This is a genomic window from Rothia dentocariosa ATCC 17931, from assembly GCF_000164695.2.
Taxonomy (GTDB): domain Bacteria; phylum Actinomycetota; class Actinomycetes; order Actinomycetales; family Micrococcaceae; genus Rothia; species Rothia dentocariosa.
In genome coordinates this window covers 332,163-347,030 of the sequence record NC_014643.1, presented here as the reverse complement: position 1 = coordinate 347,030, position 14,868 = coordinate 332,163, and the positions used below count along the sequence as shown (strand labels likewise).

Here is a 14,868-nt window from a genome sequence, read left to right as displayed (position 1 = left end):
TCCCTGAATTAGAGAATATTTTTATATCGTATTTGACGTACCAATTTTTGCGATATATTGGCTGTATGGAACAAGCATCACAGACCAAAGGTCCGGATGGACCCCTTACCGATCAGCTGATCAAATTCGGTAAGTTCTTCTCTCGCTGGGACGAGACTGATGACGGTCGCGCGGTCTTCCGTGAAGGTGGTCGTAAAGGCGATACCTTCTACCGTGACCGCTGGAGCCACGATAAAGAAGTTCGCTCAACCCACGGCGTGAACTGCACCGGCTCCTGCTCATGGAAGGTGTATGTCAAAGACGGCATTATCACCTGGGAGGCACAGCAGACTGACTATCCCACAGTCGGTCCCGACCGCCCCGAATACGAACCTCGCGGATGCCCCCGTGGCGCTGCATTCTCGTGGTACACCTACTCGCCGACCCGCGTGAAATACCCCTATGTGCGCGGTCTGCTCCTCGAAATGTACCGCGAAGCAAAAGCCCTGCACAGCGACCCGGTCGAGGCATTCCACTCCATCGTCTCCGACCCCGTCAAACGCAACCGCTACGTCAGCGCGCGCGGTAAAGGCGGATTGGTACGCTCCACCTGGGCAGAAGCACTCGAAATCGTAGCCGCCGCCCACGTGCACACCATTAAGTACTACGGACCCGACCGCTGCACCGGCTTCACCCCAATTCCCGCAATGTCGATGGTCTCCTTCAGTGCCGGTGTGCGCTTTATCCAGCTCATCGGCGGCGTGATGACCAGCTTCTACGACTGGTATGCCGATCTTCCCGTAGCATCGCCGCAGGTCTTCGGTGACCAGACCGACGTACCCGAATCCGGCGACTGGTGGGATGCTTCCTACCTCATCATGTGGGGGTCAAACATCCCCGTCACCCGTACCCCGGATGCCCACTGGGTTGCCGAGGTGCGCTACCGCGGTACCAAGGTTGTCTCAGTCAGCCCTGACTATGCCGACAACACCAAATTCGCCGACGAATGGTTGCCCGCACAGGCAGGTACCGACGCTGCGCTCGCAATGGCTATGGGTCACGTGATTCTCAAGGAAAATTACGTGGATCAGCGCGTGGAGTTCTTCGAGGACTTTGCCCTGACCTACACCGACCTGCCCTTCTTGGTTACCCTCGAAACTCGTGAAGACGGCACGAAGGTTCCCTCGAAGTTCCTGACCGCCGCATCCCTGGCGGGGGAGCAGCACCAGGAAAACGCCGATTTCAAGACTGCCATGATGGATCGCGAAACCGGCGAGGTCTTTGTTCCCAACGGTACGATGGGTCACCGCTACTCCGAATCTGATCAGGGTAAATGGAACCTTGAATTGGACGGGCGCAAACCCATTCTCTCGATTCGCGATCTGCCGCAGGGCGAGTCCGCCGCTGTCGAGATCAAGATGCCGACCTTCGATAACCCCAAGGGCCACGGCGACATCATGACCCGCGGCGTACCCGTCACCTATGTTGAGGGTCAGGAAGTTACCACCGTCTTCGACTTGATGCTTGCTACCTACGGTATCGGTCGCCCCGGACTGCCCGGCGACTGGGCCAAGGATTACGAAGACTGGTCGATTCAGAACACCCCGGCATGGCAGGAGCAGATTACTTCAGTTCCGCCGGAGGCCGTTATTCGCGTGGCGCGCGAATTTGCGCAGAACGCTATTGACTCTCACGGTCGTTCTATGATTATCTTCGGTGCCGGTATTTGCCAGTGGTACCACGCGGATACAACCTACCGCGCTATCTTGGCTCTGCTGAACCTGACCGGCTGCCAGGGCCGCAACGGCGGCGGCTGGGCTCATTATGTGGGTCAGGAGAAGGCACGTCCGCTCACCGGTTTGACCAATATGGCAAACGCTTTGGACTGGAGCCGCCCGCCGCGTCATATGATCGGCACCGGTTTCTGGTACATGCATACCGACCAGTTCCGCCAGGACGGTTACTCCACCGATTACCTGCAGTCCCCGCTGGGCACCGGCGAGCTCAAAGGCGTACACACTGCGGATGTTGTTGCGCGATCCACCCGTATGGGCTGGATGCCGTTCTACCCGCAGTTCCCTGAGAACTCGCTCGACCTCGCCGATAAGGCAGAAGCGGCGGTAGCGCGCGGAGAAGCTAAGGATAACGCCGATTATGTGGCACAGCGCCTGAACTCCGGCGACCTTGAATTCTCTGTTGAAGACGTCGATAACCCCGTGAACTGGCCGCGTACCCTGATGCTGTGGCGCTCGAACCTCTTCGGCTCCTCCGCTAAGGGTGAGAGCTACTTCCTCAAGCACCTTGTCGGCAGCATGGACAACGTGCAGGGCGCCGATCACGAGGAATCCATTCCGCGTGAGGTCACCTGGTACCAGGAAGCACCGCAAGGCAAGCTCGATCTGCTGGTCACCTCGGACTTCCGTATGACCACCACGACCCTGCTGTCGGATGTTGTGCTCCCCACCGCTACCTGGTACGAGAAGCACGATATTTCCTCGACCGATATGCACCCCTTCCTGCACGCGTTCTCGCCTGCTATCGACCCGCCGTGGGAAGCACGAACCGACCACGATACCTTCAAGGCTCTCTCATACGAGTTCACACGCCAGGCCAAGAAGCACCTGGGCACCCGCAAGGATATTGTTTCGGTTCCGCTCCTGCACGATACCCCCGGTCAAATCAAGCAGCCCGGCGGTCATGCGCCCGACTGGAAGAGCACTCCCGGCATGTTAGGTGTTCCCGGTAAGAACATGCCGAACTTCATGACTGTCGAACGCGACTACAGCGCGATGTACGATATGTACACCTCTGTAGGCCCGCTCTTCGACAAGGTTGGCGCCACCACCAAATACGTGACGTACGATCTGAAGGACGAAGTCGCTCAGATGGCGAAGGAATTTGGTGTGATGGACTCCGGTAAGGGCGCGGGTCGTCCTGCACTGGATACCGACACCAAGCTCGCCGAGTCGATTCTGCGCATCTCTGGTACCTCCAACGGTGAGGTGGCGCTTAAGGGCTTCAAAGAACTTGAGAAGCAGACCGGTCTGCACCTGATGGATCTTGCCGAGGGTAACGAGGAACGTAAGATTACCTTCCCCATGACCCAGGCAGCCCCGCAGCCCGTGATGACCTCTCCCGAGTGGTCCGGTTCGGAAACCGGCGGCCGCCGTTACGCGCCGTTCACCGTGAACATTGAAAAGAAGAAGCCGTTCCATACCCTAACCGGTCGTATGCACTTCTTCTTGGATCACGACTGGATGCACGAAATGGGCGAGGCACTGCCGATTTACCGTCCCCCGCTGGATATGACCGGGCTCTTCAAGGAACCCGAAATCGGTACGACCGACGGCGTTTCGGTTGCAGTGCGTTACCTAACCCCGCACAACAAGTGGGCTATCCACTCCCAGTACTTCGACAACCAGCATATGCTGACCCTCTTCCGCGGTGGTCAGACTGCCTGGATGAGCCCCCAGGATGCCGAGAAGATCGGCGTCAAGGACGGCGAATGGATCGAATGTGTGAACACCAACGGCGTGTTCGTGGGTCGTGCGGTTGTCTCGCACCGTATGCCTGAGGGCGTGTGCTACGTGCACCACGCTCAGGAGCGTATGATGACGCCGAAGACCGAAACCACCGGCAAACGCGGCGGTATTCACAACTCGATGACCCGCATCCTACTTAAGCCGACCCACATGATTGGCGGCTACGCACACCAGGCATTCGCCTTCAACTATCTCGGACCGACCGGCAACCAGCGTGACATTGTCTCGTACATTCGCCGTCGCAAGTCGCAGGAGGTTACATTCTAATGCGTGTTATGGCACAAGTTGCAATGGTGATGGCGCTTGATAAGTGCATTGGCTGCCACACCTGCTCCGTGACCTGTAAACAGGCATGGACAAACCGTTCCGGTACCGAGTATGTGTGGTTCAACAACGTTGAGACCCGCCCCGGTCAGGGCTACCCGCGCCGCTACGAGGACCAAGAAAAGTGGAAGGGCGGCTGGGTGCTGAACAAGCGCGGTCGTCTGGAGCTCAAGAGCGGTAACCGCTTCCAGAAGCTCTTCTCCATTTTCGCCTCGCCGATTCAACCCGAACTCAGCGACTACTATGAGCCCTGGACTTACGACTACCAGAATCTCACCACCGCACCTCTAGGCGATGACTTCCCTGCGGCTAAGCCGGTATCGATGATTACCGGTCAGGATACCAAGATTCAATGGGGTCTGAACTGGGATGATAACCTGGGCGGCGCACCCGAGCACGGTCATCTTGACCCGCTTGTGGAGAAGGTACGCAAGAAGGCTGAGGACAAGATTAAATTCGAGTTCGAGCAGACCTTCATGTTCTACCTGCCGCGTATTTGTGAGCACTGCCTGAATCCGTCCTGTATGGCGGCATGCCCCTCCGGCGCTATCTACAAGCGAGCCGAGGACGGCATCGTGCTGGTCGATCAGGATCGCTGCCGCGGTTGGCGTCAGTGCATCACCGGTTGCCCCTACAAGAAGGTGTACTTCAACCACAAGACGGGTAAGGCAGAGAAATGTACGTTCTGCTACCCCCGTATTGAGGCCGGTATTCCGACCGTATGTGCCGAGACCTGCGTGGGTCGTATGCGCTACATCGGTATCTTCCTCTACGATGCAGACCGCGTGACTGAGGCAGCATCCGTTGCCGATGAGAAAGACCTGTACGAGTCGCAGCTTTCGCTCATGCTCGATCCTTCGGACCCCGAGATTATTCGTCTGGCACGTGAGAACGATATTCCCGAGGCATGGATTACCGCAGCCCAGAAGTCGCCCGTGTACAAGCTGGCGAAGGAATGGAAGGTTGCGCTTCCGCTGCACCCCGAATACCGCACCATGCCGATGGTCTGGTACGTTCCGCCGCTGTCGCCGATTGTGGATCTGCTCAAGGACCAGGGACACGATGCTGAGAACAGCCAGAACCTGTTCGGCGCGATCGAGGCGCTGCGCATCCCCGTTGAATACCTTGCTGAGCTGTTTACCGCTGGCGATACCGAGGTCGTGACCTTCGTGCTCAAGCGCCTAGCCGCAATGCGCGCCTACATGCGTGACATTAATTTGGGCGGCGAAGGCAATGAAGAGATTGCAAACTCGGTGGGTATGACCGGTGCGCAGATGTACGAAATGTACCGTCTGATGGCGATTGCTAAGTACAACGAGCGTTATGTGATTCCTCCGGCTCATATGGAAGATGCGCACAACCTCGAAGAGATGGGATGCTCGCTGAGCGTTGATGGTGGTCCCGGCATGTATGGTGACGCATTCAACGACATGGAAGGTCGCCCGACCCCCGTCTCGACCGGCGTATATGAGAGCTCTAACAAGGTTAGCCTCTTTAGCTGGGATGGAAACTCGCGCCCGGATGGTCTGTTCCCGAATACCACCGGAAAGAAGTAAGTAGTGGCTGGATTCTTTTCCAAGCTTATGGGCAAAGCCGATTCCGGGAATACCCCGGAATCGGCGCAAGCCGCGCACGATAACATTGATCCGTTTGATCGTGACTATGGTGCAGGTGAAGACCGAGACTCGGTGATTTACCAGGTCAGCGGCATGCTGTTGAGCTATCCGACGGAAGAAACTCTTGATCTTCTGCCGGAGTTTACGCGGTTGGCGCAGGCAACTGAGAATCCCGATTTCGTGCAGGCCGTGCAAACCGTTGCGGATTGGCTTACGGCTCGCGAGCTTGAAGAAGTTCAGAGCGACTACGTGCAGGAATACGACCTCTCCCGCAGGCACGCTCTGCACCTTTCTTACTGGACGGATGGCGATACTCGCCGTCGCGGCGAAACCCTTCTTCGATTTAAGAAAATGTATCGCGATTCGGGGATGCTCACCCGCCTTAACGGGGAACTTCCCGACTATTTACCTCTCGTCTTGGAGTTTGCGGCGCTGGTGGATCGTCGCCAGGGTCGCGCAGCGCTTCAAGCATACCGTCCCTCATTGGAGCTGCTTCGTTTAGCGCTTCGGGACGGAGACCTCCCACACTACGGGTTATTACAGAGTATCTGCAATACCCTCCCCGGTGTCTCTCCCGAGACTCAGGAACAGGTGCAGCAGATGGCGGGTTATGGTCCGCCCGTTGAGACCGTTGGTCTGAGCGGGTATGCCGATCCGCGGCTGACCCAAGTTAACCCTAATAACATTTAGACCCCTCAAATTAGGAGTACATCGTGTACGCACTCGCATCCGAGCACGCAGCACATGCGGTGCCTGTCGGCGAGCCGGGGATTGTAGACACCCTCCTGTGGGGCGTGCTTCCCTATGTCACTATTCTTGTTCTGATCGGCGGCACCATTTGGCGTTACCGTACCGATCAGTTTAGTTGGACCACTCGATCATCACAGATTTATGAATCCAAGATGCTGCGTCTGGGATCGCCTCTGTTCCACTATGGTCTAGCCGCCGTGTTTATGGGACACGTGGGCGGTCTAGTGGTGCCTAAGATGCTCACAGACCTCGTGGTGGACGACCATACTTATCACATTGTCGCTTTGGTGGGCGGTTCCGCGGCCGCTGCAGCAACTATTCTTGGTTTGTTCCTGCTTTTGTGGCGTCGTCGTCGTAACGCACAGGTTTTCTCTGCAACGACAATGAACGATAAGTTTATGTACTTTGTGCTGGTCGCCGTCATTCTGGCGGGTACCGCCGCAACTTTAATTTCCGCTTTTGACCCCTCTGGCGGTCTGCCCCCGGTTAATGGGCATGAGGTGGAGTTCAACTACCGCACCTCCATTGCGGTGTGGTTCCGTTCTATCTTCTACTTCCACCCGGAGGTAGCGTTGATGGTGAATGTGCCTGTCGCCTTCAAGATTCACATCATTGTGGCTATGGTGCTGTTCATTATCTGGCCTTTCACTCGTTTGGTGCATGCACTGACTGTGCCGCTGCACTACCTGTTCCGTCCCTACACCATCTACCGTTCTCGTGGCAATGAGCGCGTGGGCGCACGTCGTGGTTGGGACAACCCGCAAGAGGCGCTCCCACGTGAGCGCGTCAATCGCTAACAATATACACACAACACATAACACAAAGAGGAATCATGAGTGCTCCCACTGCTGAGAGTTACGACCTAAAAAAGGGGCAGCTTTTTAACCTGCTGCTGGTTACCTTCGCCTCGACCGTTGGGTTCTGGGCGTGGACGATTGTCGGTCCGCTTGCGAAGTATTATGCCAAGCCGGATCAGATGCATTTGAACCCGGGCACCACGAGTTTGCTGGTTGCTATGCCTATCTTTATTGGTGCGATTGGGCGTATTCCGATTGGTGGTCTAACCGATAAGTACGGTGGGCGCATCATGATGAGTCTGGTACTTGCCGTCAGCGCTCCGCTGGTGCTCCTGGTCGGTGTTGCTGGTTCGATGAAGTCGTTCCCTCTGATGCTGGTCTTCTCGTTCCTGCTGGGTATCGCCGGTACCGTGTTCGCGGTGGGTATTCCGTTCAGCTCCGCTTGGTACCCGCCCGCTCGTAAGGGCTTTGCAACCGGTGTTTTCGGTGCTGGTATGGTCGGTACCGCTCTGTCGGCGTTCTTTACTCCGCGCCTGATGAACCTCGTGGGTTACATGAATACCCACTACATCATTGCGGCTCTGTGCGCGGTAACCGCCGTCATCTCGTTCTTGTTCCTGCGTGATTCACCGGCTACCGCTAACCGCGAGGTTACCCCGCTGATGCCGAAGATCATTCGGGCGTTCAAGGTGAAGTCAACCTGGCAGCTGTGCTTCCTGTACTCGGTAGTATTCGGTGGCTTCGTGGCGTTCTCGAACTATCTGCCCACCTACCTGAACAATATCTACAGTTTCAACCCTGAAGATGCTGGTGCTCGTGCCGCAGGCTTCGCGGCGGCTGCCGTGGTCGCTCGTCCCTTCGGCGGTATTTTGGCAGATAAGTTTGGTCCGAAGATCATTACCTTCATTGCTCTGGGCGGCGTATCGGTTTTGGCTCTGGTTACCGCATTCCAGCCGGATGCTGAGCACGTCTACGGTCCTATCTTCTTGACGATGGCAGCTCTGCTGGGCTTGGGTTCCGGATCGGTCTTTGGTTGGGTTGGCCGCGCGGCTGACCCGAAGAACGTGGGTGCGGTCTCCGGCGTGATCGCTGCTGCTGGTGCTCTTGGCGGCTTCTTCCCGCCGCTGGTGATGGGTGCAACCTACGATGCTGCACATCGTAACTACTTCATCGGTCTAACTCTGTTGGCTGTAACTGCAGCTGTGGCTTTTGCCTCGGCATTCTTGGTCAAGCATGGCGGTAAGCCGGAACATCATAGGGCTGATGCCGCAGCGAAGTAGTAGCTGAGTTTTTCACTCAATTGCTTGTTTCCAGGGCTCTGGCCGTTCCCTACTCTGGGGGAGCGGCCAGAGCTTTTTACGTGAGTTTCGTACCCTAAAACCAAATTATGGGGTGGCGGTCATAATTTTGGAACAGATGGCTCTGAATGTAGATACCTCTAATTTATTGATTGCGATGCCGGTTTTGGCTGCCGCCGGTGATGGGTGCAGCCTATGACGCCGCCGTAAACAGCTACTTTAATGGGCAGATGCTCTTGCCTGTGACGGCTGCCGCCAGAGGGGGATGACGCTCCTGGTATGTGGCGGTAAGAAATCATTCGCCGTGCCGTAACAGGTGATCGCATGTATGCCGATAAACCCTTATAACATGCGTGTCACAGGGCATATGTAGCTAGAAGTTTGAGCCCACAATATGGGAAAATTAGTACTGTATATACACAACAGCACTGTTGTGAACCGCTAACGGTTTGCGCCGATTAGGAGATAGATATTATGTCTTTCATTGACCGTCATCTCGGCCCCCGTTCCGCAGACGCTGAGCAGATGCTCAAAGCCCTGGGATACGATTCCCTGGGAGCTCTGATGGACGACGCTGTCCCGCCTCAGATTCGCCTTCACGGCGAGCTTGATCTTCCCGATCCGTTGACAGAGCAGGATGCACTCGCCAAGATCGCCGAGTATGCCGCCGAGAACAAAGTTTATACACAGATGATTGGCGAAGGCTATTACGATGCCGTAACCCCCGCCGTTCTGCGCCGCAACATTCTTGAAAACCCCGGATTTTACACGTCGTACACCCCCTACCAGGCTGAAATTTCGCAGGGTCGTCTGGAAGCTCTGCTGAATTTCCAGAACGTGGTTATGGAACTCACCGGCCTGGATATTGCGAATGCTTCCCTACTCGATGAGGCAAGCGCGGTTGCGGAGGCGGTTGTGATGATGCACCGCGCCAACCGTAAGGTGAAGAACGGTTTCTTCGCGATTGATTCTCGATGCTTGCCGCAGGTTCTTGCTGTGGTACGCGGTCGTGCCGAACTTCTTGACATTCCGTTTGTAGTTACTGATTTCTCTGAGGGGCTGCCCGAGGGCGATCTGTACGGTGTGGTGCTTGCGTACCCCGCATCCGACGGAGAAATTCGTGACATTGAACCACTGGTGAAGGCGGCCAAGGAACGTAACGCCCTAGTGACCGTGGATGCCGATCTTCTGGCGCTCACCCTGCTGAAGTCTCCTGGGGAACTCGGTGCCGATATTGCAGTGGGCAATACCCAGCGTTTCGGTCTGCCGTTCTTCTTTGGTGGTCCGCATGCCGCCTACATGGCCGTGCATAAGGGCATGGAACGCACTATGCCGGGCCGTCTGGTCGGTGTGTCGCAGGATTCCGCCGGTAAGCCTTCGTACCGTTTGTCTCTGCAAACCCGCGAACAGCACATTCGTCGCGAGAAGGCTACCAGTAATATCTGTACCGCTCAGGCTTTGCTGGCGATTGTTGCCGGTGCTTACGCTGTGTATCACGGTCCCGAGGGGCTGCGTGCTATCGCCGAACGTCTGCATACTAACGCAGCTCGTGTAGCAACAGCCCTGGAAAGCGCCGGATTCGGTATTGCCTATGAGCATTTCTTTGACACCGTGGTGATTGATGCATCGGCTCGCGCAGATGAACTCGTTGCAAAGGCGCTTGAGGCTGGCATTAACATCCGCCGTATCAACGAGAACCGCGTGGGTATTTCGGTTGGTGAATCTCATGATGACCGGGTTCTTGAGCGTCTGGTAAAGGCATTTGGCGCAGAACTTCCCTCCGAGGCAGATGCCAAGTTCAGCATTCCCACAGATCTGCTCCGTACCGATGAGTACATGAAGCATCCCGTTTTCCATAAGTACCGTTCTGAGACCGAGATGATGCGCTACCTGCGCCACCTCTCTGATAAGGATTTGGCTCTGGATCGCACGATGATTCCTCTGGGTTCGTGCACTATGAAGCTCAACGCGGCTGCGGAAATGGAACCGATTTCCTGGCCCGAATTTGCGAATATTCACCCGTTGGTGCCCGCCGATCAGGCTCAGGGCTGGCATAAGCTCATCAAGGAACTTTCCGACTGGTTGGTCGCTATCACCGGATACGATGTCGTGTCTTTGCAGCCGAACTCCGGTGCGACCGGTGAGTACGGTGGTCTGCGTGCTATTCGTGCCTACCACGAGGCTAACGGCGATCACGAGCGTGATACCGTGCTTATTCCGCTTTCGGCGCACGGCACGAATGCCGCGTCCGCAGCGCTTGCTGGGCTCAAGGTTGCGGGTGTGGCGACCGCATCCGACGGCTCGATTGATGTTGATGATCTGAAGGCGAAGATCGAGAAGTACGGCGATAAGATCGCTGGCATCATGATTACTTATCCCTCGACGCACGGCGTGTTTGAGCCTCAGGTATCTGAGGTTTGCGAGCTTGTGCATGCCGCGGGTGGTCAGGTCTACGTGGACGGCGCAAACCTGAACGCGCAGATGGGCTTCGCACAGCCGGGTAAGTTCGGCGGCGATATTTCCCATCTGAACCTGCACAAGACCTTCTCCATTCCACACGGCGGTGGCGGTCCCGGTGTTGGACCTCTTGCTGCTCGTGAGCATCTGGCGAAGTACCTTCCCGGTGATGCCGCGACTGCGGATGCCGAAGGCAAGTTGCCTAGCGGCGCGGCACTTCCGATTGCGCAGGCGTTCTTTGGCTCTGCCGGTGTGCTTCCCATCAGCTGGATGTACATTGCTATGAGCGGTGCTGAGGGCTTGAAGAAGTCCTCGGAGTACGCAGTGTTGAACGCAAACTATGTGGCGAAAAAGCTCAACGATAAGTTCCCTGTGCTCTACACCGGCAACGCAAACCTGGTGGGTCACGAGTGCATCCTAGATATTCGTGAGCTTACCGACCGCTCCCATGTGACCGCCGAAGACGTGTGTAAGCGTCTGATGGACTTCGGTTTCCATGCGCCTACTCTGGCGTTCCCGGTTCCGGGCACTCTGATGATGGAGCCGACCGAATCGGAGTCGAAGGAAGAACTCGATCGCTTTATTGAGGCGATGGAAACTATCTACGGCGAAATTCTTGAGGTTGCCGAAGGCAAAGTCGCAGTGGAAGATTCCGTGCTGCGCAACGCTCCGCATACGGTGGATGTTGTTTCTGCCGACGAGTGGGATCGCCCGTACAGCCGTACCCAGGCTGCCTTCCCGGTTCCTTCGCTTCGCGCCAACAAGTACTTTACGCCTGTGGGCCGTATTGACGGTGCGGGTGGAGACCGTCACTTCGTCTGCGAATGCCCTCCGGTGGAGGCATTCGATCTTGAAGCTCACGCCGAGTAGCTTCGATGATTCGATGAACTTCTGTGTGTCCCGCGTTTTTCGCCTGTTTGTTAGAAGGCGGGGGAGCGGGGCGCCCGGGAGGCTTACCGTACACACATAAAATAGAATGAATGTTCTTAAAAACAAGAATAATCGTTCTGGTATAAACCGTTCTGGCACAAAGCAGTGTATCTGACTATGTACTAAGGAGAAACATGTCACCCAAGAAGACCGCACTCTACCCCGTTCACGAAAAGTTAGGCGCCGCATTCACCGACTTTGGCGGCTGGGATATGCCGCTCAAGTACGCCAATGATGTTGCCGAGCATCAGGCTGTGCGCACTCGCGCCGGTATTTTTGACCTCTCCCACATGGGTGAGTTCCGCATCACCGGGCCCGATGCCGCTGCATTCCTCGACTACGCTCTGGTCTCCAACATGTCCGTACTCAAGCCCGGTCGCGCCAAGTACTCGATTCTCGCCAACGACAAGGGCGGCGTGATTGACGACCTTATCACCTACCGCTTGGGCGACGAAGAATTCTTGGTTGTGCCCAATGCCGCCAATATTGATAACGATTTTGCGGCCATGAGCGAGCGTCTGGGTAATTTTGATGTGAAGTTCGTCAACGAATCTGACGACACCTCCCTAATTGCTGTGCAGGGACCGCGTGCCGAAGAAATTCTGCTTGCGGCTGGTGCCTCAGATGAGGATGCGGTACGTGAGCTCAAATACTACGCTTCCGTTCCGGTCACCATTGCCGGGGTAGATGTACTTCTGGCACGTACCGGCTACACCGGTGAGGACGGTTTCGAGCTCTTTGTACCGAACGCCAACGCTGTGAAACTGTGGGATGCGCTCGCTGCCGCTGGTGAGTCCTTCGGCTTGACCCCGGCAGGCTTGGCAGCACGCGATTCGCTGCGTTTGGAAGCTGGCATGCCGCTTTACGGTCATGAGCTGGGCCTGGATATTACCCCCTTCGAGTCCGGCTTAGGCCGCCTAGTTGAGATCGCTTTGGAGAAGAAGACCGTCGATTTTGTGGGTCGTACCGCCCTGACTGAGCTGGCGAAGTCTCCGTCAGAGCGTATCCTGGTTGGGCTGAAAGCTCAGGCAAAGCGCCCGGCGCGTGCGGGTTCAATCCTTGTCGATGCCGAGGGTAATCAAATCGGTGAGGTAACCTCCGGTATTCCTTCCCCGACCCTGGGTTACCCGATAGCAATGGCATTGGTGAAGCGCGAATTCTCTGAGGTCGGTTCCGAGGTGGACGTGGATATTCGCGGTAAGCGTGCAACTTTCGACGTGGTCTCGCTTCCGTTCTACAAGCGCGAGAAGTAAATACTGCTTCATCTCAGGTAACCCGAGCAAGAGGCATAGGGCGGGTGAATGTGCTGAGGTATATTTACCCGCCCTTCAGCATGTCTGTGTCGGTATATCGACTCGGAGTGTATCGCACAGGCAAGCCCGGGCGCGCACGCAAACATAATGTCGCCTTAGTTTATCCATGACTTGAAGTAAGCTAGGATGAACTCAGCAGGTTGCAAGATGCTCGGTGAGCATAAACTTCGGGAAAATCAGCAGACGATGAAGGCTGCATACCGTCTTCGGGCGGTTACACCGTGAGAATATAAACGGACGAACCGCCGCATATAAAACCTGGCGGGTAAGCGCATACTCATATAGATGAAGGAATAATGTGGCACTAGATACTGGCGTTCCAAGTAGTGTGCAAAAACAAGCCGAAGCGCTCGAATATGATATCAGCGTGTTCGAGCTCTTTAGCATCGGCATAGGTCCTTCCAGCTCCCACACAGTAGGGCCGATGCGCGCCTCCAACCGTTTTATCGCCGAACTTATTGACACCAACCTGCTCTCACGCATCACGAAAGTGCATATTGACCTGTATGGATCACTCGCCGCAACCGGGGCAGGGCACGGCACCATGAGCGCGGCGCTCAAAGGGCTGTGCGGGCATGTGCCCGAAACTATCTGCCTCACCGAGGCTGACTCCATGATTGAGCGCAATAGCGTGGACGGTACTCTACCGCTCGCCGGGTATCCTTCCAGTATGTACGGTGCGACAGCACCCAGCGGCGAGGAGGGCAAAGTTTACGGACCGGTTCTGAACTACCGAGAACTCGATATAACCCTGCGTCCCCTAACAGTGCTTCCGCGCCACACAAACGGTATTAAGATCGCCGCATTCGAGGGCGAGAAGATGCTTTTGGAGCGCACCTATTTTTCCATCGGTGGTGGATTTATTGTCGAAGGTGACGAGCCCGCAACCGGGGGAGCATCCCTGGAACACCCACCCTACCCGTTCGGTTCCGGCGCCGAGCTCCTAGATATGGCGAACGAGGCCGGGATGAGTATTGCCCAACTCAAAATGACGAACGAATGTTCGCTTCGCAGCGAGGCCGAGGTACGTCAAGGAATTCTGCACATCTACAAGGTTATGAAGGAATGCATCGGGTCTTCACTATCGCGTGTCGGTTACCTGCCTGGACCCCTCAAGGTACGCTGCCGCGCCGGGGCATGGCACCGCGACCTAATGACCGAAGACCCCAATAAATCACCCGAATACGCCATCGACTGGGTGAACCTAATCGCGCTCGCCGTGAACGAAGAGAATGCGTTTGGCGGCCGCGTGGTGACGGCGCCGACGAATGGTGCATCCGGCATTATTCCGGCGGTTTTGCACTATGCGATGAACTATACGCCCGGAATACGGCATTGCGGTCGGGGCAAGCGTGAGGATGCGGTGATCGACTTTTTCTTGGCCGCCGCCGCGATCGGGGTGCTGTATAAGAAGCGTGCCTCGATTTCCGGTGCCGAGGTGGGATGCCAGGGAGAGGTCGGCAGCGCCAGCTCGATGGCCGCCGCCGGTCTTGCTCAGGTTTTGGGCGGTACGAACGAGCAGATTGAAAACGCCGCAGAGATTGCGATGGAGCATAACCTGGGGCTGACCTGTGACCCTGTGGGCGGGCTGGTGCAGATTCCGTGCATTGAACGCAACGCGATGGCCGCGTCGAACGCGGTCACGGCGGCACGCATGGCACTGCGCGGTGACGGTGCGCATCGTGTTTCCCTAGACCAAGTGATCGAAACGATGCGCCAAACCGGCATGGATATGTCACACCGCTACAAGGAAACCTCAATGGGTGGCCTGGCGGTTAACGTGGTGGAATGTTAGCTCCAAAACGGTAGGGGAGCGCTCGCCCGGAATCCGCAGGGGCATTCAGGGCGAGCGTTTTCTTGAT

The 14,868-nt window shown here is 56.5% G+C and carries 8 protein-coding genes; all 8 read left to right on the top strand.

The features are described from left to right. Positions 1 to 65: 65 nt before the first annotated feature. Complete coding sequence (locus tag HMPREF0733_RS01525; protein WP_013397631.1) at positions 66 to 3,788, top strand: nitrate reductase subunit alpha; 3,723 nt, start codon at positions 66 to 68, stop codon at positions 3,786 to 3,788. After that, complete coding sequence (gene narH, locus HMPREF0733_RS01520; RefSeq protein WP_004005307.1) at positions 3,788 to 5,401, top strand: nitrate reductase subunit beta; 1,614 nt, start codon at positions 3,788 to 3,790, stop codon at positions 5,399 to 5,401. The genes HMPREF0733_RS01525 and narH overlap by 1 nt, the downstream gene beginning before the upstream one ends. 3 nt (positions 5,402 to 5,404) lie before the next feature. Continuing rightward, on the top strand, positions 5,405 to 6,151 hold the full coding sequence (gene narJ / locus HMPREF0733_RS01515; protein ID WP_041321532.1) for a nitrate reductase molybdenum cofactor assembly chaperone: 747 nt from the start codon (positions 5,405 to 5,407) through the stop codon (positions 6,149 to 6,151). 23 nt (positions 6,152 to 6,174) lie between these two features. Further along, positions 6,175 to 7,008: a respiratory nitrate reductase subunit gamma gene (gene narI / locus HMPREF0733_RS01510; RefSeq protein WP_013397629.1), complete on the top strand. Its 834-nt coding sequence runs from the start codon at positions 6,175 to 6,177 to the stop codon at positions 7,006 to 7,008. Positions 7,009 to 7,043: 35 nt separating this feature from the next. Continuing rightward, a complete protein-coding gene (locus HMPREF0733_RS01505; protein ID WP_013397628.1) occupies positions 7,044 to 8,288 on the top strand; it encodes an MFS transporter in 1,245 nt (414 codons plus the stop codon). 492 nt (positions 8,289 to 8,780) lie between these two features. Beyond that, positions 8,781 to 11,633 carry an aminomethyl-transferring glycine dehydrogenase gene (gcvP, locus tag HMPREF0733_RS01500; RefSeq protein WP_013397627.1) on the top strand — a complete coding sequence of 951 codons (2,853 nt, stop codon included), beginning with the start codon at positions 8,781 to 8,783 and terminating at the stop codon, positions 11,631 to 11,633. 194 nt (positions 11,634 to 11,827) lie between these two features. Continuing rightward, positions 11,828 to 12,946: a glycine cleavage system aminomethyltransferase GcvT gene (gcvT, locus tag HMPREF0733_RS01495; RefSeq protein ID WP_013397626.1), complete on the top strand. Its 1,119-nt coding sequence runs from the start codon at positions 11,828 to 11,830 to the stop codon at positions 12,944 to 12,946. Between the two features lie 358 nt (positions 12,947 to 13,304). Beyond that, positions 13,305 to 14,801, top strand: coding sequence for an L-serine ammonia-lyase (locus HMPREF0733_RS01490; RefSeq protein WP_013397625.1), 1,497 nt, complete (start codon positions 13,305 to 13,307; stop codon positions 14,799 to 14,801). Positions 14,802 to 14,868: the final 67 nt, after the last annotated feature.

Excerpts from the sequence above, each read along its gene's own strand:
- HMPREF0733_RS01525 (WP_013397631.1), top strand. The coding sequence starts at position 66 with ATGGAACAAGCATCACAGACCAAAGGTCCGGATGGACCCCTTACCGAT.
- narH (WP_004005307.1), top strand. The coding sequence starts at position 3,788 with ATGCGTGTTATGGCACAAGTTGCAATGGTGATGGCGCTTGATAAGTGC.
- HMPREF0733_RS01505 (WP_013397628.1), top strand. The coding sequence starts at position 7,044 with ATGAGTGCTCCCACTGCTGAGAGTTACGACCTAAAAAAGGGGCAGCTT.
- gcvP (WP_013397627.1), top strand. The coding sequence starts at position 8,781 with ATGTCTTTCATTGACCGTCATCTCGGCCCCCGTTCCGCAGACGCTGAG.
- gcvT (WP_013397626.1), top strand. The coding sequence starts at position 11,828 with ATGTCACCCAAGAAGACCGCACTCTACCCCGTTCACGAAAAGTTAGGC.